Origin of the sequence: Dactylosporangium sp. CS-047395 (assembly GCF_050942185.1) — a bacterium.
In the GTDB taxonomy this organism is placed as follows: Bacteria; Actinomycetota; Actinomycetes; order Mycobacteriales; family Micromonosporaceae; genus Dactylosporangium.
On sequence record NZ_CP192015.1, the window covers coordinates 5,948,108 to 5,966,149 of the forward strand.

Annotated in this window: 14 protein-coding genes; 4 read left to right on the top strand and 10 right to left on the bottom strand. The window is 73.3% G+C overall.

Features of this window, described 5'->3' with window-relative positions:
- Both ACQP00_RS28050 and ACQP00_RS28055 read right to left on the bottom strand, forming a co-directional pair.
- Nucleotides 1–2,832 (bottom strand): GH92 family glycosyl hydrolase, encoded by a 2,832-nt coding sequence (locus tag ACQP00_RS28050; protein ID WP_433200029.1) that lies wholly within the window; start codon nt 2,830–2,832, stop codon nt 1–3.
- Between the two features lie 252 nt (nt 2,833–3,084).
- The gene (locus ACQP00_RS28055; protein ID WP_433200032.1) at nt 3,085–3,498 is read right to left on the bottom strand and encodes a nitroreductase family deazaflavin-dependent oxidoreductase; all 414 of its coding nucleotides are present in this window, start codon (nt 3,496–3,498) and stop codon (nt 3,085–3,087) included.
- 44 nt (nt 3,499–3,542) lie between these two features.
- On the opposite strand from ACQP00_RS28055, the gene ACQP00_RS28060 reads away from it, so the two are divergent.
- Both ACQP00_RS28060 and ACQP00_RS28065 read left to right on the top strand, forming a co-directional pair.
- Nucleotides 3,543–4,733, top strand: a complete 1,191-nt coding sequence (locus tag ACQP00_RS28060) for a DUF3500 domain-containing protein (RefSeq protein ID WP_433200035.1) — start codon at nt 3,543–3,545, stop codon at nt 4,731–4,733.
- Nucleotides 4,730–5,953 (top strand): HupE/UreJ family protein, encoded by a 1,224-nt coding sequence (locus tag ACQP00_RS28065; protein ID WP_433200038.1) that lies wholly within the window; start codon nt 4,730–4,732, stop codon nt 5,951–5,953. Before ACQP00_RS28060 ends, ACQP00_RS28065 begins: the two co-directional genes overlap by 4 nt.
- Here the strand turns inward: ACQP00_RS28065 and ACQP00_RS28070 are convergent.
- Genes ACQP00_RS28070 through ACQP00_RS28085 form a run of 4 tightly spaced genes read right to left on the bottom strand, consistent with a single transcriptional unit; the run spans nt 5,928 to nt 9,444 of the window.
- Nucleotides 5,928–6,554, bottom strand: a complete 627-nt coding sequence (locus ACQP00_RS28070) for a hypothetical protein (protein ID WP_433200041.1) — start codon at nt 6,552–6,554, stop codon at nt 5,928–5,930. The two genes, ACQP00_RS28065 and ACQP00_RS28070, sit on opposite strands and share 26 nt — an antisense overlap.
- Nucleotides 6,555–6,572: 18 nt before the next feature.
- Complete coding sequence (locus ACQP00_RS28075; protein ID WP_433200044.1) at nt 6,573–7,358, bottom strand: hypothetical protein; 786 nt, start codon at nt 7,356–7,358, stop codon at nt 6,573–6,575.
- Entirely contained in the window at nt 7,358–8,008 is a 651-nt protein-coding gene (locus ACQP00_RS28080) for a hypothetical protein (RefSeq protein ID WP_433200047.1), read from the bottom strand. Before ACQP00_RS28080 ends, ACQP00_RS28075 begins: the two co-directional genes overlap by 1 nt.
- Nucleotides 8,009–8,037: 29 nt before the next feature.
- A complete protein-coding gene (locus ACQP00_RS28085) occupies nt 8,038–9,444 on the bottom strand; it encodes a S8 family peptidase (RefSeq protein ID WP_433200050.1) in 1,407 nt (468 codons plus the stop codon).
- A 48-nt stretch (nt 9,445–9,492) separates the two neighbouring features.
- On the opposite strand from ACQP00_RS28085, the gene ACQP00_RS28090 reads away from it, so the two are divergent.
- Nucleotides 9,493–12,084 carry a CHAT domain-containing protein gene (locus ACQP00_RS28090; RefSeq protein WP_433200053.1) on the top strand — a complete coding sequence of 864 codons (2,592 nt, stop codon included), beginning with the start codon at nt 9,493–9,495 and terminating at the stop codon, nt 12,082–12,084.
- A 29-nt stretch (nt 12,085–12,113) separates the two neighbouring features.
- Here ACQP00_RS28090 and ACQP00_RS28095 read toward each other — a convergent pair whose 3' ends face one another.
- The 4 genes from ACQP00_RS28095 to ACQP00_RS28110 all read right to left on the bottom strand — a co-directional run bounded on the left by ACQP00_RS28095 (nt 12,114) and on the right by ACQP00_RS28110 (nt 17,327).
- Nucleotides 12,114–12,602 carry a hypothetical protein gene (locus tag ACQP00_RS28095; protein WP_433200056.1) on the bottom strand — a complete coding sequence of 163 codons (489 nt, stop codon included), beginning with the start codon at nt 12,600–12,602 and terminating at the stop codon, nt 12,114–12,116.
- A gap of 5 nt (nt 12,603–12,607) precedes the next feature.
- The gene (locus ACQP00_RS28100) at nt 12,608–13,201 is read right to left on the bottom strand and encodes an RNA polymerase sigma factor (protein ID WP_433200059.1); all 594 of its coding nucleotides are present in this window, start codon (nt 13,199–13,201) and stop codon (nt 12,608–12,610) included.
- Nucleotides 13,202–13,309: 108 nt separating this feature from the next.
- Nucleotides 13,310–15,511, bottom strand: coding sequence for a catalase/peroxidase HPI (gene katG / locus ACQP00_RS28105; RefSeq protein WP_433200062.1), 2,202 nt, complete (start codon nt 15,509–15,511; stop codon nt 13,310–13,312).
- A gap of 364 nt (nt 15,512–15,875) precedes the next feature.
- Nucleotides 15,876–17,327: an MFS transporter gene (locus ACQP00_RS28110; RefSeq protein WP_433200065.1), complete on the bottom strand. Its 1,452-nt coding sequence runs from the start codon at nt 17,325–17,327 to the stop codon at nt 15,876–15,878.
- 39 nt (nt 17,328–17,366) lie between these two features.
- Here ACQP00_RS28110 and ACQP00_RS28115 point away from each other — a divergent pair, with 39 nt between their 5' ends.
- The gene (locus tag ACQP00_RS28115) at nt 17,367–18,020 is read left to right on the top strand and encodes a TetR/AcrR family transcriptional regulator (RefSeq protein ID WP_433200068.1); all 654 of its coding nucleotides are present in this window, start codon (nt 17,367–17,369) and stop codon (nt 18,018–18,020) included.
- Nucleotides 18,021–18,042 lie beyond the last annotated feature (22 nt).

Below are 18,042 nucleotides of genomic sequence, written 5' to 3' on the forward strand. Positions count from 1 at the left end.
TCAGCTGTACGCCTCGAACTCGTAGATCCGCGCCGCGCCGCCGGTCCCCGACTGCTCGGCGCTGATCACGTTGAGCCGCAGGTACCGCGCCGAGGTGTTGACCGCGTGGGTGCTGACGCTCGCCGTGTTGCCCCGGGCCTGCACGATCGTCGTCCAGGTGGTGCCGTCGGTGGAGGCCTGCACGTCGTAGTCGCGGGTGTTCCACGACACCGACTCGCCGCCGGCGCCGGCGTGGCGGATGGTCACCGTCCTGACCGTCTTCGTGGCGCCGAGGTCGACCCGCCACCACTTGCTGCTGCCCGTCGAGCACCACTTGTCGCTGGTGCCGCCGGAGACGCTGCCGTTGTCGGCCTTGGCCGGGCCCTCGTTGGTGTTGCAGGAGGAGTCGGCCGTGGCCGGCTTGTTCAGGGCCAGGTTCGTCGACGCCGGCGGGGTCGAGTCCCACGACGGCGGGGCGTCGGCGGCCGCGCTGCCCCACGAGGTGTTCGCGGTCGTGCCGAGGGTGAGGTCGACGGTACCGCCCGCGCTCAGCACGCTCTCCGCCAGCCACGCCTTGGTCGTGGTGGCGCCGTTGAGCTTCGCGCTCTGGATGTAGGGCGCGTTGGTCGCCGCGCCGGTCGCGTTGATGGTGATCGTGGCGCCGTTGCCGCGGTGGACCACGACCTGGGAGAACAGCGGGCTGCCGAGCAGCAGCTCGCCGCGGCCCGGGGTGAGCGGGTAGAAGCCGGCGGCGGCGAAGACGTACCACGCCGACATCGCGCCGAGGTCGTCCTGGCCCGGAATGCCGCCCGGGCCGTTGGACCACAGCGTGTTGACGACCTGCCGCACGGTCTGCTGCGTCTTGTACGGCTGGCCGGCGAAGTTGTAGAGCCACGGAGTACCGATGGACGGCTCGTTGGCCAGATCCGACTTCGCGCCGCCCGCCTTCGACAGCGCCCAGCTGCCGTCGCTGTTGTGGAAGAACGTGTCGAGGCGCGCGGCCGCCGCGGCGTTGCCACCCATCTTCGAGAACAGGCCGTTCACGTTGAACGGGATCATCCAGGTGTACTGCGCGCTGCTGCCCTCCGCGAACCCGTCCGAGCTCGCCGGGTCGAAGGACTGCCAGGCGCCGGCCGAGTTGCGCTGCTGGATGTAGCCGGTCGCCGGGTTGAACACGTTCTTCCAGTTCTGCGCGCGGCCCAGGAACGTGGCCGCGTTCGCGGTGTCGCCGAGGCGCCCGGCCAGCTGCGCGATGCCGAAGTCGGCCGACACGTCCTCGAGGGTCTCCCCCGCGCCGCCCCAGGCGTTGCCGTCGGACGGGACGTAGCCGATCGACAGGTACTTGTCCAGGGACGGCCGCTCGCCGACCACCATCACGTTCCAGCCGGTGCGGCTCAGGTCGGCCGCGGTGACCGTGGTCGCCGCGTGCACCATGGAGCTCAGCGCGCCGCTCGCGTCGAACGTGGTGCCGCCGAACGCGTAGATGCTCGCCACCGCGGCGTGGCCGGGGTCGCCGGTCATCACGTGCGTGCCGCCCTGGTTGTGCGTCCAGCGGTCCCACACGCCGTTGTTCTGGTTGGCCTGGTTGAGCAGCGACTGGGCGATGTCCGCGCCGACGTCGGGCCGCAGCAGCGTCACGAGCTGGACCTGGTCGCGGTACACGTCCCAGCCGGAGAAGTTGGCGTACTGGGCCTTCTGCGCGCCGGAGACCGTGTGCACCTGCTGGTCCATGCCGCGGTACTGCCCGTTGGTGTCGCTGAACACGTTGGGGTGCAGCAGGGAGTGGTACAGCGCGGTGTAGAACGTGCCCTGCTGCGCGCTCGTCCCGCCGGTGACGGCGATCCGGTTCAGTTCGGCGTTCCAGGCGTCGTGGGCCCGGGTCCGGACGGTGTCGAACGAGGTGCCGGCCGGGTTCTCGGCGTCGAGGTTGGCCTTGGCGTTGGCCGCGCTGACGTAGGAGATGCCGACCCGGACCCCGACCGCCTGCCCGGAGCTGGTGTCGAAGGAGACGTAGGCGCCGGAGCCCTTGCCCGCGGGCGGCCAGCCGGCGGTGCCGTAGGTGGTGCCGCCGCTGGAGCTGGTGGAGCCGGCCGCGAGCGTGCCGTCGGTCCAGGTGCCCGTACTGGCGAAGGGCTTGTCGAAGGCGGCGTAAAAGTACAGCGTGTAGTAGCTGCGCCGGTCCTCGGTGTTGATGTAGCCGCAGAAGTTGCCGCTCGTCACCGAGCCGCTGATGGCCCGGTTGGCACTGTCCACAGTGGTCGTCGCCGCGCTGCTGCCGACCTCGGAGTTGGACGTGCGCACCAGCAGCGACGCCGTCTTGCCGCTCGGATAGGTGAACCGCCCGGCCCCGGTGCGGGTGGTCGCCGACAGTTCGACGTTCACGCCCGAGTCGAGACCGACGCGATAGTACCCCGCGGTGCCCGTCTCGTTCGCGTGCTGGAAGTTGCTCCCGTAGGTGGCGTCGGTGCTGTCCGACGACGGCGAGGAGGTGACGGTGCCGGGGTACGGCAGGAACGGCACGTCGCCGGAGCCGCCCGCGCATCCGGTGCCGGACATGTGGGTCAGGCTGAAGCCGCGGGTGCGGGTCACGTTGTAGTCGTAGCCGCCCGGCTGCGGGGTGCGGGTCTGGTCGCCGCGGGTGTTCTCCGGGCTCCACTGCACCATGCCGTACGGGGTGTCGGCGCCGGGGAAGGTCTCACCGGAGTTGGCGGACCCGATGAGCGTGTTGACGGTGGCGGCGGGATCGGCCACCGCGGCACTGGCGCCGGGTACGGCGCTGAACTGCACGGTCCCGACCACCACGGCGAGTGCCACCGCGGCCGTCAGGGCCCGTCCTCGGGCATGTGGACGCACGACGATACGCCTCCTGACCAGGAGTGAGGGGTATTGCGCCGCGGATGCGCTCTGGCGGGAGCGGCGGCGAGATGCGGACCAACGACCTTCGTCGATCCCTAAGGAAAGCTAACAACGCCCGGGGGTTTTGTAAATGTTTTCCGTTAGCCCGTCTGCGGGGCCCTCCGGGGCGGCAACGACAACGCCGCCGCGCTCAGGGCGCGGCGGCGGTCAGGGCCTTGCTGGGGTCAGAAGGTCGGGAGGGTGCGGGGGTCAGCGCCGGGTCAGGGCGATCAGCGGGATGCGCCGGCTGGTCTTGGTCTGGTAGTCGGCGAAGCCGGGCATCCGGGCGACCACCCGGTCCCAGGTCGCCGTGTAGTCCTCGTCGAGGATCTCCGCCGCGTGCACGGCGAGTTCCTCCGTGCCGACCTCGGCGGTCGTGTCGGGGTGGGCCTTGAGGTTGTGGTACCAGTCCGGGTTCTTGTCGGCCCCGCCCGCCGAGGCGATGATCACCATGCGGTCACCGTCGGGGAGGAAGGCCACCGGGTTGACGCGTTCGGTGCCGCTGCGGGCGCCACGGTGGTGGATCAGCAGCAGGTTGCCGCCCGCGAAGGGGCCGCCGACCTTGCCGCCGTTGGCGCGGAACTCCTCGATGATCTTCGTGTTCCAGTCACTCACGGAATCCATCAGATCATCACCCACGTGCGCATGTCGATCGTTACGCTGCGTATATGCTCTCTCGACTCCGCGTCGCGGCCGGTCTGGCCGCGTGCGCCCTGGTGCTGGCCGGCTGCGGCTCCGGCGATGACACCGGCTCCTCGCCGACCGCCACGGCCAGCGGGAAGACCTATCCCAGGACGGTCGCGGGGGTGGTCGAGGCCGCGAAGGCGTTCCTGGCCACGCTCGGCAACGACGAGAAGGCGTCGGCGCAGCTGGACTTCGCCAAGGACCAGGCGGTCGCGTGGTCGAACCTGCCGTGCGGCTCGACGTGCCGGCCCGGGGTGATGTTCGGCGACCTCGACGCGGAGCAGGTCGCGGCGGGCAGGAGCGTCGTGGCGACGGCGCTCGGGACCGGCACCGGCACCGGGTACCAGCGGGTCGAGCAGATCTTCGCCGCCGACGGCTACCTCGGCAGCGTGCAGGGCTCGTCCGGCCCCGGCGGTGGCATGCCGTCCGGTGGTATGGGTGGCCCCGGCGGTTCCGGTGGCCCTGGCGGCGGCATGCCCGGGGGGTCGGGCGGTCCGGGCGGGGGCGGCGGCCTCGGCGGGTACGACAGCGGCAACTACTACCTGGCGTTCCTCGGCGAGCCCAGCACCACGGGCACCTGGCAGCTGCACTTCGGCGGCCACCACCTGGCCGTGAACCTCACGTACAAGGCGGGCAAGGTCGAGGGCGCGACCCCGTTCTTCGTCGGCGTCGAACCGACCAGCTGGACCGACGCCGACGGCACCGGACACGCGCCGCTGCGGGACATGAAGGACGCCATGGCCGCGCTCGAGGCCGGCCTGACGACGGCCGAGCAGGAGAACGCCAAGCTCACCGAGTCCTACAGCGACGTCCTCATGGGCCCCGGCAAGGACGGCCAGTTCCCGGCGAAGAAGGCGGGCGTGGCGGTCAGCGCGCTCACCGCCGACCAGCGCAAGCTCGTGCTCGCCGCGATCGAGCCGTGGGTCGGCAACGCCGACGACGCGACGGCCGCGGCGCTCATGAGCACCTACGAGTCGGAGCTCGACCAGACCTACGTCGCCTGGTCCGGCACCCTGGGCCTGACCAAGCACGCCGACTACGTCCGCATCGACGGCCCCAGCGTCTGGGTCGAGTTCGTCTGCCAGAACGGCGTGGTGCTGCAGAACCAGATCCACTACCACACGGTGTACCGCGACCACACCCGCGACTACGGCGGCGAGTTCACGTTCGGATGAGCCGCCGGCTGCTCCTGCTCGTCCTGGCCGCCCTCTGCGGCGCGGTCCCGGTCCCGGGCCGGGCGGTGGCGCACCCGATGCCGCACTCGATCGTCACCCTCGACCCGCGCGGCGCGACGGTCGCGGCGAGCCTGCAGGTCCCGGTGGAGGACCTCGCGCTCGCCAGCGGCGTCGGGCCGGCCGACCTCGAGGGCCTCCGCCGGTACCTCCACGACCACCTGCACCCGCGAGCGCTCGACGGCACCCCGTGGACGGTGGCGATCGGCGCCGTCACGGTGACCGGCGACGAGCAGGCCGACACCGGCCCGTACCGGGAGCTGCGCGCCGACGCCGTGCTCACCCCGCCGCCGGGCGCCGGCACCGGCCGGTTCACGCTCGGCTACGACGCCGTGGTCCACCAGGTCGTCACGCACACCGTGTTCGTCGCGTCCCGCTCCGGCGACGCCCTCGGCGTGATCGCGGTCGATCCGCGGACGATGGCGGTGCCGGACCTGACGGTCACGCTGGACCGGCACCGGAGCAGCTTCCCGGCGATGCTCGGACTCGGGGCGCGGCACATCGTCGAGGGCACCGACCACCTGCTGTTCCTGCTGGTGCTCCTGATCCCGGCCGCGTTCCGGGCAAGATCGGGCCGGACCGCGTTCCGGCGCATCGGCGCCGTCACGCTCGCGTTCACCGCCGGGCACTCGATCGCCCTGGCCGTCAGCGCCCTGACCCGCCTGGAACTCCCGGCCCGCCCGGTCGAGGCGGCCATCGCGGTGACGATCCTGGTCGGCGCCGGGCACGCCGCGCGGCCGCTGTTCCCGGACCGCGAGCCGCTCATCGCCGGGCTGTTCGGCCTCGTCCACGGGCTGGCGTTCGCGTTCACCCTCGCCGAGCTGCACCTGTCGGCGGGCAGCCTGATCGTGAGCCTGCTCGGCTTCAACCTCGGCATCGAGCTCGTCCAGCTGCTGCTCGTCGCGCTCGCCCTGCCCGCGCTGCTGGTCGCCGCCCGCTCCCGCCACCGCCGGGCCGTCCGGCTGGCGGGTGCCGCGCTGGCCGCCGTCGCCGCGACGGGGTGGCTCGCCGACCGGCTCGGCTTTCCGAACCCGGTCGCGCGCGCCGCGGACACGGCGGGCGCCCACCCGGCGTTCCTGGTGGGCGCCCTCGTCCTCACGGCCGCGGTCCCGCTGATCGCGGGCCGCCGCGGCAGGCTCAGCGCAGCAACGACACGTCGGTGATGGTGATGCCGGGCGCGTCCTGCACCGCCCAGAACACCGTCTGGCCGACCTGGATCGACACCTCGGCCGGCTCCGCCGAGGCGCCGCGGACGTGGATCAGGGTGCCGCGGGCCAGGGCGCGCTGCCACTCCGAGCGGTGGCCGTTGCCCGCCTTGCCCAGGGCCTTGGCCTCCGCCACGTGGACCACGCCGCGCAGGCCGCTGCCGTTGGCGTCGGCCCACTCGTAGGTGCCGGGCAGGCCGAAGGCGTGGGTGAAGACCGAGTCGTCGTGCAGGGCCGCCGAGTCGACGGCGGCCTTGCCCAGCGTGCCGCGGATCGCGTAGCCGGTGCCGACCGAGCTGTCCGCCGACCAGGTGACGAGGTCGCCGAGGGCGACGTCCAGACGGGCCGGCGACGCGGTCAGCGCACCGTCCACTCTGGACACGGTGACGTGGTGCTGCTGCTGGGACTGGCCGTCCCGCGAGGCGACCCGGACCGCGAAGTCGTCCATCGTGGACGGCGTGGGCAGCGGCGACACGTCGTAGCAGAACGTGCCGGGGGTGGCGAAGCGGTAGGAGAAGCAGTCGGTCCGGCTGAGGAATCTGCTGTCGAGGGTGTGCATCGGAAAGCCGCTCCCTTCTCACATGTCGGCGCTGAGGACGAGCTCGTCCTCGTCGGTGGACTGGACTTCGGCGGCGAGGGCGGTGACGGTGAACGGTACCGGCGGATCGTTCGGCCCATTGGCGGGCAGCACGACGACCTGCGGGCGGCGGGCCAGCTCGATGCTGAGCCCGGCCAGGAACAGGTTGACGATGTCGTCGAGCAGGCCGGTCAGCGCCGCCACCCCGAACGCGGCCAGGATGACGCCGGCCGCGAGGGCCAGCAGCGGGCCGATGAACGGCACGGCGGCCAGGGCGGCCACCACCGCCGCGCCGATCGCGGTCACCAGGGCGGTCGCGGCGAGCCCGACATCGAGCTTGCGCACCTGCTGGATGACGATCGAGACCACCCAGTCGCCGGAGACGAGCGCGGCGGACAGACCGAAGTCGGCCGAGACGATCGCCGTGCCGCTGAACGACAGCGGCACCGTGATGGTCGGGAAATGCAGGCAGATCTTCGGCGTGCACAGATCGCCGAACGGGGTCGGGATGCAGATCCGCGGCAGGCAGAAGTCGAGGAAGCTCAGGTCGAGCGTCAGCTTCAGCGACAGGTTGTAGTTGACCGCGATGTCGTCGACGGCGACGGTACCGGGCGCCACGAACGACATGACCCCGCCCGTCAGGTTGGCGCTCGCGCTCCAGGACAGGCCGAACGGGCCGAACGAGGTCGAGTCGGCGGCGGTCCGCGTACCGAGCGCCGCCTCGCTGCGGGCGAGCAGGATGTTGGCGGCGGTCTCGTCGACGGCGGTGATGACGTCGGTGGGCATCAGGCCACGCCTCCCCACAGCTTGACCTGGTCGTCGGCGACGGCCGGTCCGGACTGCAGCACGAGCTTGAAGAACCCGCCGTCGATCACGTCGAACGGCAGCCGGACCTGGCTCAGCGCGCCGTTGAGCAGCGAGCGGACCAGGCATTCGAGCAGCCCGGCCAGGGTCTGCGGCTCGACCTTCTCGATCGCCACCTGGTCCACGACGAGGCCGACGTCGCCGACACCGGGCGAGAAGTACCGGCTGACGGGGTGGCCGAGCGCCACCACGTCCAGCGTCGTGCGCACCGGCGTCACGCTCTGGTGCCGGTCGTCCTTCGGGTCGCCGCGCAGGCAGCCGACGGTGATGGTGGCCTGGGTGGTGACGGCCAGCTGATTTTGTTGCAGGGTCAGCGGTGCGGGCAGCGCGGCGTCGGCCGGGAACAGGTCGACGATCGGCAGCGTGAAGTCGACCGCCCACGCGATGCCGCCCGGCACGCCCGGGAACGCGATCGGGCTCATCGCCGTCACCGCCACCGAGGTGGTGCCGGCGAACGGCGGCGAGGCGTAGTGCAGGTACCGCGGCCGGACCGTCAGGAACGTCGCCAGCGCCTTGTTCACCCCCGCCTGGCCGAGGGCGCCGAAGACGCCGAACTGTTGCGTCAAACTCATGGATCCCCCCAAGTGTGAGTCGTCGCTGCTTAGACGTCGCACCCCTGGCGGCTGATACGGCGCTCGGGCGGCAGGAGTACGGCGCCGACGCCGGGGATCGCGTCGCGGCGGGCCTGGGCGATCAGCGCGGCCGCCGCGGCCGGGCCGTTCTCCCCCGTGTACGACATGCGGGCGGCGATCAGCCCGGCGACCAGCGGCGTGGAGAACGAGGTGCCGCTCCACGCGGCCATGCCGTCGAAGCGTTGCGTGTTGTTGCTGCGCGGCGGCTCCTGATAGCTGTACGTCCCGCTGGGGAACGCGTTCACGAGCCGCTCGCCCGGCGCGTAGACGTCGACCCACGCGCCGAAGTTGCTGAAACTGGCGCGGGAGCGCCAGTTGGCGGCGAGCGCACCGACGCCGACCGCCCACGGGCCGGCGGCGGGCCAGAACGGGGCGCGGTCGCTGTCGTTGCCGGCCGCCGCAACGACCACGATTCCCTTGTACTGGCTGAGAATCCGGCGCTGGAACGCTTCGAGCACCATCAGCTTGGCCGGCTCGTCGGTCTGCGATCCGGCGGACAGGCTGATGATGTCGGGGTGGTCGTGCGCGAGGTGGTGCTGCAGCGCCGCCACCAGGTCCCGCTCGAACGCGGTGCCGGGCGGGTTCGTCTCACCGGCGATGAGGTACGCGGGCAGCCCGGCCCGCACGATCACCTCGGCCGCGGGGGCCACGGCGCGGATGACGCCGGCGATGAACGTGCCGTGGCCGGCGTACCGGGCGAGGGTACCGTTGCCGACGCCCGGATCGGGATCGCCGGTGACGCCGGCCAGCCAGGGCCGCCGCTGGACCGTCTTGTGGTCCAGCCCGGTGTCGATGACGAGCACGCGCACGCCCCGCCCGGCCTCGCGGTCCTCGCACAGCGGCGGGTCCGGCGGGGTCTGGTCCAGCACGAACGACGGCTCGTCGGCCGGGCAGATGCCGCTGTGGTCGGTGATGTGGATAAGGTGCTCCGGGCCGACGTCGGCCGGGCTCAGCGGCTCCTGGGTGAAGTCCTCGCCGCTGCGGATCCCGGCGCGCAGGGCCGCCAGCGCGCCGAACACGCTGCGGTCGCGGCCGATGCCGATGTACCGCAGGCCGTGCACGACGTCGCCGTCCACCGGGGGCCGCAGCAGCCGCTCCCGGTCGCCGTCCGGGCGGTGCTGCCGTTGCGTGCGCGGGCGGTCCGGCGCCTCGACCGGCGGCAGGTCGACCTGGCCGAGGATCGCGCGGGCCCGCTCGGTGTACTCGTCGCGCACCAGCACGAAGCCGCGCCGGACGTAGTACCGGATGCCGCCGCGCTCCCGCCAGTCCGGCGGGCCGGCTTCGACGTAATCGCCGTAGTCGCGCAGCACCGCGGCGGACTGGGCCTCGGCCGCCGAGCGCGGCTCGCTCGCGCTCGGCCAGTTCGTTGCCGTCATGGATGAAACTCCTTCGATTGGGCGTGCGGGTAGGACACACTGAGAGGCGTGCCCGAGGGCGAGGAGCTGTTGCGGCTGGCATTGTCCCGCCCGGCCGACGCACTGGCCGCGGCGGACCGGCTGCTCGCCGGCGGGGCCGGTCCGGGGCGCGCGGCGGTGGCGCATCAGGCCCGCGCGATCGTGCTGCGCGACGCGGGACGGTTCCCGGACGCGCTGGAACAGGCGCGGCTGGCGCTACGGCTGGCCCGCAGCGCCCGCGACGCCGAACGGGTGGCCGACGTGCAGGGCACGCTCGGCGCGACCCTGGCGCTGGCCGGGCGGACCGCGGCCGGGCTCGCGGCGCTCGACGCGGCGGTCGTGGCCAGCACGGGGCTGGCCGCCGGGCGGGCGCGGCTGCGGCGGGCCGGTGTCCTGGCCGCCCTCGGCCGGCGCGAGGAGGCGCTCGCCGACCTCGACCGCGCCATCCCGCTGCTGCACCGCCACGGCGACCTGGTGTGGGAGGCGCGGGCGCGCAGCAACCGGTTCGGCGTGTACGTCACGTTCGGCGATGCCGCCCGGGCCGAGCGGGACCTGGCCGTCGCTGAGCGGCTCTTCGCCCGCACCGGCCAGGAGCTGGAGCTGGCCTTCACCGTGCACAACCGGGCCGAGCTGGCCGTGCTCGCCGGGGACCTGCCGGCCGCCCTGGCCCGGCTCGACGAGGCCGAGGAGCGCTACACCCGGCTCGGCGCCACCGTGTCCGACCTGGTGTTCGACCGGTGCCGGGTGCTCGTCGCGGCCGGCCTGGCCGCCGAGGCGCTGGCGCTGGCCGACGGCGGGGTGACCCGGCTGCGGGAGCGCAGCGCCGACCGGGCCGAGATGCTGTTCTTCGCCGCCCGCGCCGCCCAGGCCGCCGGCCGCCCCGCCGACGCCGCCGAACGGGCCCGGGCCGCCCGCGACCTGTTCAAGGCCCAGCACCGGCAGTGGTGGGCCGCCCGGGCCGCGTTCGTGCTCGTGCAGTCCCGCCACGACGCCGGACGCCGCGACGGGCGCACCGTGGCCGACGCCGCGCGGATCGCCGACCGGCTCGACGCGCTGCACGCCGAGGAGGCCGGGGCCGCGCACATGCTCGCGGGCCGGCTCGCCGCGGCCGGCGGACGGCTCGCCGAGGCCGACCGGCACCTGGCGCGGGCGGCGCGGCTGGGGCTGCGCGGGCCGCCGTACGGGCTCGCGGCGGGCTGGCTGGCCAGGGCGCTTCGGGCCGACGCGCACGGCCGGACGGCGGCGGCGCTGTCCGCGTGCCGGCGGGGCCTCGCCGCAGCGGCCGAGCATCAGCAGCGCCTCGGGGCCGTCGAGTTGCGCATCCACGCCGCCGCGCACGGCACGGAACTGGCGGCGATCGGGCAGCGGCATGCGGTACGCCGCGATGACGCGAGGATGCTGCTGCGCTGGAGCGAACGGTGGCGGGCCGGCGCCCTCGCCCCCGCGCCGCTGCGCCCGGCCGACGAGCCCGAGCTGGCCGCCGACCTGGCCGCGCTGCGCCTGATCATGAACCGGATCGACCGCGCCCGCGCGTCCGGGGCGGGCACCGGCTCGCTGGAGCACGACCGGCGCCGCCTCGAGGCCGCGATCCGGGCCCGGACCCGGCGGGCGGCGGCCGAGCGCCGGGCCGGGAACGCCGCCGCGGCCGGGGCGCACCCGGACGACGTTCTGGGCCGGCTCGACGGGCACCTGCTGGTGGAGCTGGTCGCCGTCGACGGCACGCTGTTCGCGGTCACCGCCCGGGACGGCCGGACCCGGCTGCACGAGGTCGGCCCGGTCGCCGCGGCGGTGCGGGAGGTCGAGCTGGCCCGGTTCCTGCTGCGCCGCCTGGCCCGGGGCCGTCCGCCGCGCGGCAGCGAGGACCTGCTGGACCGGGCCGGCGACTGCCTGCAGCGGGCGGTGCTCGGCCCGGCCGCGGCCGACGTCGACGGCCGGCCGGTGGTCATCGCCCCGCCGAGCCCGCTGCACGCGGTGCCGTGGGGGATGCTGCCCGCCCTGCGCCGGCTGCCCTGGTGCGTCGCGCCGTCGGCGGCGCTGTGGCTGCGGGCCCGCCGGCTGCCGCCGGACCCCCGCCGGCGCACCGTGATCGTCGTCGGCCCGGGGCTGGCCGGGACGCGCGCGGAGGCGGCCCGTATCGCCGCCGGGTACCGCCGGCCGGTCGTGCTCGACGGCGAGTCCGCGACCGCGCCCCGCGTCCTGGCGGCGGTGGACGGCGCGGCGACCGCGCACATCGCCGCCCACGGCGTCTTCCGGGCCGACAACCCGCTGTTCTCCTCGCTGCGGCTGGCCGACGGCAAGCTGACCGTCTACGACCTCGGCCGGCTGCGCCGGGCCCCGCGGCGGCTGGTGCTGTCCAGCTGCGAGTCGGGGATGGTCGCGGCGATGCCCGGCGACGAGCTGCTCGGGATGATCAGCGTGCTCGTACCGCTGGGCACGACGAGCCTGCTGGCCAGCGTGGTGCCGGTGAACGACGCGGCGACCGCCCCGCTGATGGTGCGGGTCCACGCCGGCCTGCGGACCGGCGTGCCGGGCGGGCAGGCACTGGCGGAGGCCCGGGCCGGCTGCGACGGCGAACCGGTCGCTCTCGCCACCGCCCTCGCCTTCGTCGCGCTCGGCCACTGACCCGGCCACTGACCCGGCCACTGACCCGTTCACACGGTCACCCAGGCGGTGGTGATCACCCGGGCGCTGTCCACCGCCCGGCAGCGCAACCGGATCGGGCCGTGGCTGACGTCCTCGACCAGGAACCGGCCCAGCTCGTCGACGGCGACCGGCCGGCAGTCCCCCGCCGACTCCAGGAAACAGTCCTCGGCGGCCGCGCCCGACAGCAGCCCGATCAGCCGCAGCCGCCCGTCGCGGGTCTCGATCTCCAGCTCGACCGCGATGCCGCCGCCCTCGAACGACAGCAGCCACCGGCCCGGTGCCGTCTCCGGCTCGGCGCGCACCGGCTCGTACGCGTCCACGCCCAGCTCCACGCTGGTGTCGGCGATGAGCAGCGCGATCTCGGTGTCGAGGGCGCGCAGCAGGAACGCGGCGCGGGCGGCCGGCAGCAGGTGCCCCGGCGGCGGGTCCACGGCGGCGGCGATGCGCCGGCACGCGACCAGCACGTCCTGCTGCCAGCGAGTGTCTTCGGGCGACATCACCCTCACCCCTTCCGGGTGTCGGCGGGGCGGGACTCGTCGAACAGGTCGCCGTCGAGCAGCTCGCGCAGGCACGCGAAGCAGCGCTGGCGGGTCGGGCCGATGCTGCCCATCGGGATGTCCAGCGCGGCCGCGATCTCGGCGTAGCTCGGCGGCGGATCGGCCATCAGCACCCGCATGAGCCGCTGGCAGGTCGGGCGGAGCAGGCCCAGGGCGTGCCAGAGGGCGGCGTCGCGCTCGTCGCGCAGCAGCCCGTCCTCCAGCGGATCGGCCACGGCCACCACGCCGTCCCAGCCCTCCGGCTCGTCGGGCGCGCCGACCTGCAGCCGCGCCGCCCGGCGGTGGATGGTCAGGCTCTCGTGCCGCACGATCGTGGCGAGCCAGGCGCCGAGGCGGCGGGGGTTGCGGATGCCGTCGAGGTGCTCCAGCAGCCGCAGCCAGCTCGTCTGTACGACGTCGGCGGCGTCGGCCTCGCTCATGCCGAGGCTGCGGGCGATCGACCAGAGCAGGTTGGAGTACCGTCCGGTCAGTTCCTCCCACGCGGCCGCGTCACCTGCGCGGATGCGCCCGAGGGTCTCCTCGGGGTCGAAGTCGTCCATCGCCGCCCCCTCCGGTCCTGAGGGGTAGACGCGCGCGGGTGGCGGCCTGATACATGCGAAAGAGCCGGACCCGCCCTCGGGCAGATCCGGCTCTCGGTTCGCGCTTTTTTAGATGTCGTACCGGTCGTTGTCCATGACCTTCGCCCACGTCTTGGCGAAGTCGCGGACGAACTTGTCCTTGGCGTCGTCGGCCGCGTAGACCTCGGCGATGGCGCGCAGCTGCGAGTGCGAGCCGAAGACCAGGTCGACGGCGGTCGCGGTCCAGGTGACGTTGCCGTCGGCGGCGCGGCCCTCGTAGACGTTCTCGTCCTTCGACGCCGACCAGGTGGTCCCCATGCGGAGCAGGTTGACGAAGAAGTCGTTGGTCAGCTTGCCCGGCGTCGCGGTGAGCACGCCGTGCTGGGTCTGGCCGTGGCTGATGCCGAGGGCGCGCAGGCCGCCGACGAGCACGGTCATCTCCGGCGCGCTCAGGTTCAGCATGTACGCGCGGTCGACGAGCAGGATCTCCGGCGGCAGCTTCTCGCCGTCGCGGACCCAGTTGCGGAAGCCGTCGGCCCGCGGCTCGAGCACCTTGAAGGAGTCGACGTCGGTCTGCTCCTGCGAGGCGTCGGTGCGGCCCGGGGTGAACGGCACGGTGACGTCGTGGCCGGCGTCCTTGGCCGCCTGCTCCACGGCCGCGGTGCCGCCCAGCACGATCAGGTCGGCGAGCGAGACGTGCTTGCCGCCGGCGTTGAAGTCCTGCTGGATCTGCTCGAGCACGGGGAGTACCGACGAAAGCTGAGCGGGCTCGTTGACCGTCCAGCTCTTCTGCGGCTCCAGACGCAGCCGGCCGCCGTTGGCGCCACCGCGCTTGTCGGTGCCGCGGAAGCTCGCCGCCGCCGCCCACGCCGTCGAGATGAGCTGGTTCGCGGTGAGGCCGGAGTCGAGCAGCTTGGCCTTGAGCGCGGCGATGTCGGACTCGGTGATCGGCTCGCCCTGGGCGGCCGGCACCGGGTCCTGCCACAGCTGCGGCTCGGCCGGGATCCACGGGCCCAGGTAGCGGGCGGCCGGGCCCATGTCGCGGTGCAGCAGCTTGAACCACGCCTTGGCGAACGCCGCCGCGAGCTCCTCCGGGTGCTCCAGCCAGCGCTGGGTGATCGGCCCGTAGATGGCGTCGTAGCGCAGCGCCAGGTCGGAGGTGAGCATCATCGGGGCGTGCCGGCGCGAGGAGTCGTGCGCGTCCGGCACGGTGTCCGCGCCGGCGTTCTCCTTGGGCTTCCACTGCTTGGCGCCGGCCGGGCTCTCGGTGAGCTCCCACTCGTACGCGTACAGGTTCTCCAGGAACCCGTTGTCCCACTGGATCGGCGAGTTGGTCCACGCGCCCTCGAGGCCCGAGGTGAGCGCGTCGACGCCGACGCCGGAGCCGGCCTGGTTCTTCCAGCCCAGGCCCTGCTGCTCGATCGGGGCACCCTCGGGCTCGGGGCCGAGGTGGTCGGCCTTGTGCGCGCCGTGCGCCTTGCCGACGGTGTGCCCGCCGACGATCAGCGCCGCGGTCTCCTCGTCGTTCATGGCCATCCGGCCGAACGTCTCGCGGATGTCGCGCGCCGAGGCCAGCACGTCCGGGTGGCCGCCGGGGCCCTCCGGGTTGACGTAGATCAGGCCCATCTGCACGGCGCCGAGCGGCTCGGCCAGCTCACGCTCGCCGCTGTAGCGCTCGTCGCCCAGCCAGGTGTCCTCGGGACCCCAGAAGATCTCCTCGGGCTCCCAGATGTCCTCCCGGCCGAAGGCGAAGCCGAACGTCTGGAACCCCATCGACTCGTACGCCACGTTGCCCGCGAAGACCAGCAGGTCGGCCCAGGACAGCTTCTGGCCGTACTTCTGCTTGACCGGCCACAGCAGCCGGCGCGCCTTGTCCAGGCTCGCGTTGTCGGGCCAGCTGTTGAGCGGCGCGAAGCGCTGGGCCCCGCTGCCGCCGCCACCCCGGCCGTCGGTGGTGCGGTAGGTGCCGGCCGCGTGCCAGCTCATGCGGATGAAGAGCGGTCCGTAGTGGCCGTAGTCGGCGGGCCACCACTCCTGGGAGTCGGTCATCAGCGCGGTGAGGTCGCGCTTGAGCTCCTCCACGTCGAGGCCCTGGAAGGCCGCGCGGTAGTCGAAGTCCTCGTTCAGCGGGTTGCTGCGCGGCCCGTGACGGTGCAGCACGGACAGGTCGAGCTGGTTCGGCCACCAGTCGCGGTTCGTCCGCGGGCTGCCGGCCTTCGCGGTCGGCGCCGGGATGACCGGGTTCTCGCTCTCGCTGGTGCTCTCGGTCGCGTCCTTGTCGTACTCAGACACGTCGGTCCTTCTTCCTGGTTCGCTCTTTTGTCAGGCCGAGTCTCGTGCAGTTTCTGGAATCAATCAAGTCTGACGCGCTGGCGTAAGCCTACCGGCGGCGGGTCGGGCCGTCCGCCCGAACCCGGGTTGTTGGCCCTGCGGTCACGCAGTGTGTTTCGCTTGTACCGTTTTGTCGGCGCTTTTCGCCGCCAGCGCACTTTGCTTTGCGCGTGTTCCTCGGCCACGGCGCTGCTCGGCCACGGCGCTTTTCTTCTGCGGTGTCCGGTTTGTGTGCTTGATCGGCGCCGGCGCTTGTCGGTTACGGCGTCCGGTTTGGTCGCTTCATCGGCGCCGGTTTGCGATTTGTTGCGTTCTGCCGGTTTGCTCAGGTGGCGGGTTCCGTTTGCGCCGTTCCGTCGAGGCGGTAGCGGCGCTGGATCAGCAGTGCGAGCAGCATCAGGGCAGCCGGAACCACGCCGAAGCCGAGCCGGATCCAGGTGACGGCCGAGCCAGGTTGATCGGCCGGGTCGCCGCCGGCCACGAAGCCACCGAGCGCGAGGCAGGCCGCGTAGACGTACGGTCCGAGCGCGCCACCCAGCGAATCCGTCGCCGTCCACACGCCGGTGTAACTGCCCGCACTCTCCGCCCTTCCGGAGGCGGCGACCACGTCGGGCAGCATCGAGAACGGCAGCAGTTGCAGCGCGGCGAACGCGATCCCGAGCACGGCGACCGCACCGACCAGCACCGGGACGCCGGCAGAGTCCCCGGCCGCGAGGACCAGACAGCCGAGGACGAACACCGCCTGGGCGAGCAGGAGGCCGCGCTGCTTGCCGTACCGCCGCGCGAGCACCACCCACCCGGGCGTGGCCAGCAGCGCGGGGGCGAGGAACGCGGCGACCAGGACGGTCGTGAGCTTGGGCCGCCCCAGCTCATACTCGGTGTAATACGGCACGGCAGCGAGCACCAGATGCGACGTGGTCGACATGGCCAGGTACGAGCCGATCAGCCACCGGAACTGCCGATCCCGCAGCGCCACCAGCAGACCGTGGGCCTTCAGCCGACGCTCCGGCCGGGCCGCGACGGCGAGCGGCGCCTCCGCGGGTCGCAGTCCCCCAGCGACCGGCGGGTCCGCGGGCGGCGGGGTTTCCTCAGGCCGCCGGACCTCAGCGACCGGCCGGTCCGCGGGCGGCGGGGTTTCCGGGTTGGGCGGGGCCGCGGCGGCGAGGCGGCCGACTCCGGCGACGCCGACGAGCATCGCGGCGAGCATCAGCACGCCGAGCACGATCGACATGGTGGCGTACCCACCGCGGGTCGGCTCGTCGCGTCCGGTCAGCAGCGGCGCGGCGAGCCCGCTGGCCAGGATGCCGACGGTGAGCACGACCATGCGGAAGCCCATCAGCCGGGTCCGCTCGTGGTAGCCGATCGCGAGGTCGGCCGGCGTGGACAGATACGGCACCTGGTACGCGGCGAACAGCAGGTTCCCGGCGACGAACGCGACCGCGACCCACGCGGCGGCGGCCGGCCCGGTGAGCCCGCCCGGCACCGCGAACAGGGTCACGAACGCGAGGACGAGCGCGCAGCCGATCAACAGCAGCCGGCGCCGGCTGCCGTGGCGGGCCAGGCCGGCGTCGGAGACGGTGCCGACCCACGGGTGCAGGACGACGTCAGCGATCTTGGGTACCAGCAGTGCGGTGCCGGCGAGGAGGGGCGGCACGGAAAGCACGTCGGTGAGAAAGTAGAGCAGCAGCAGGCCCGGCACCGTGATCCAGATGCCCATGCCGAACGATCCGGTGGCGAACGCCGCCAACCCGGTTCGGGGAAGTCGCGTGCCGGCCATGCCGCCCCCATTTATTCAACGGTTGATGGATACTAGGCGATGATGCACAGCACCGACACCCCCAAACGCGGCCCGGGCCGCCCCCGGCTGGCCGATCGGGCCGCCACCAGGGAATCGATCCTGCACGTGGCCGTGGGCCTGTTCGCCCGGCACGGCTTCGCCGCGGTGAGCCTGCGCCAGGTCGCCGAGAGCGCCGGCGTCGACGTGGCGACCGTGCACCACCACACCGGAGGAAAGGCGGCCCTGTACGACGCCTGCTTCGGCCTGATCTACGAAACCGAGCGCAGCTACCTGGCCTCGACGCTGACCGATGCCCGCCTGGCCCTGCCGGAGGGCGCCGACGCCGTGCTGCCGGCCCTGCACCGCCTGGTCGACACGTTCGTCGACTTCCTGGAGGAGCACCCGGAGAACACCGGCCTGTGGCTGCGGCGCTGGCTCGACCCGACCGGCCACGAGGGGCTCGACGAGCGCTACGCCGCGCCGCTGTACGACCGCGTCGCCGACATCCTCGCCGCCGCCGACGACGAGGGAATCCTGCACGAACCGGACCCGCACACCGCCGTGCGCAGCCTCATCTGGGCCCTGCACGCCCACGCCGTGCACGTGCTGCACGAGGGCCCGGACCCGGACCGCCAACGCGAGGCCCGCGCGTTCGCGCACCGCTGGCTCCGCCGCATGTACGGCACGGGCTGACGGAGAAAACCGCGACCGCTTG

Coding starts and splice junctions, on each gene's coding strand:
- ACQP00_RS28115 (WP_433200068.1), top strand. CDS start 17,367: ATGATGCACAGCACCGACACCCCCAAACGCGGCCCGGGCCGCCCCCGG.
- ACQP00_RS28065 (WP_433200038.1), top strand. CDS start 4,730: ATGAGCCGCCGGCTGCTCCTGCTCGTCCTGGCCGCCCTCTGCGGCGCG.
- ACQP00_RS28080 (WP_433200047.1), bottom strand. CDS start 8,008: ATGAGTTTGACGCAACAGTTCGGCGTCTTCGGCGCCCTCGGCCAGGCG.
- ACQP00_RS28060 (WP_433200035.1), top strand. CDS start 3,543: ATGCTCTCTCGACTCCGCGTCGCGGCCGGTCTGGCCGCGTGCGCCCTG.
- ACQP00_RS28085 (WP_433200050.1), bottom strand. CDS start 9,444: ATGACGGCAACGAACTGGCCGAGCGCGAGCGAGCCGCGCTCGGCGGCC.
- ACQP00_RS28075 (WP_433200044.1), bottom strand. CDS start 7,358: ATGCCCACCGACGTCATCACCGCCGTCGACGAGACCGCCGCCAACATC.
- ACQP00_RS28095 (WP_433200056.1), bottom strand. CDS start 12,602: ATGTCGCCCGAAGACACTCGCTGGCAGCAGGACGTGCTGGTCGCGTGC.
- ACQP00_RS28070 (WP_433200041.1), bottom strand. CDS start 6,554: ATGCACACCCTCGACAGCAGATTCCTCAGCCGGACCGACTGCTTCTCC.
- ACQP00_RS28100 (WP_433200059.1), bottom strand. CDS start 13,201: ATGGACGACTTCGACCCCGAGGAGACCCTCGGGCGCATCCGCGCAGGT.
- ACQP00_RS28110 (WP_433200065.1), bottom strand. CDS start 17,327: ATGGCCGGCACGCGACTTCCCCGAACCGGGTTGGCGGCGTTCGCCACC.
- ACQP00_RS28055 (WP_433200032.1), bottom strand. CDS start 3,498: ATGGATTCCGTGAGTGACTGGAACACGAAGATCATCGAGGAGTTCCGC.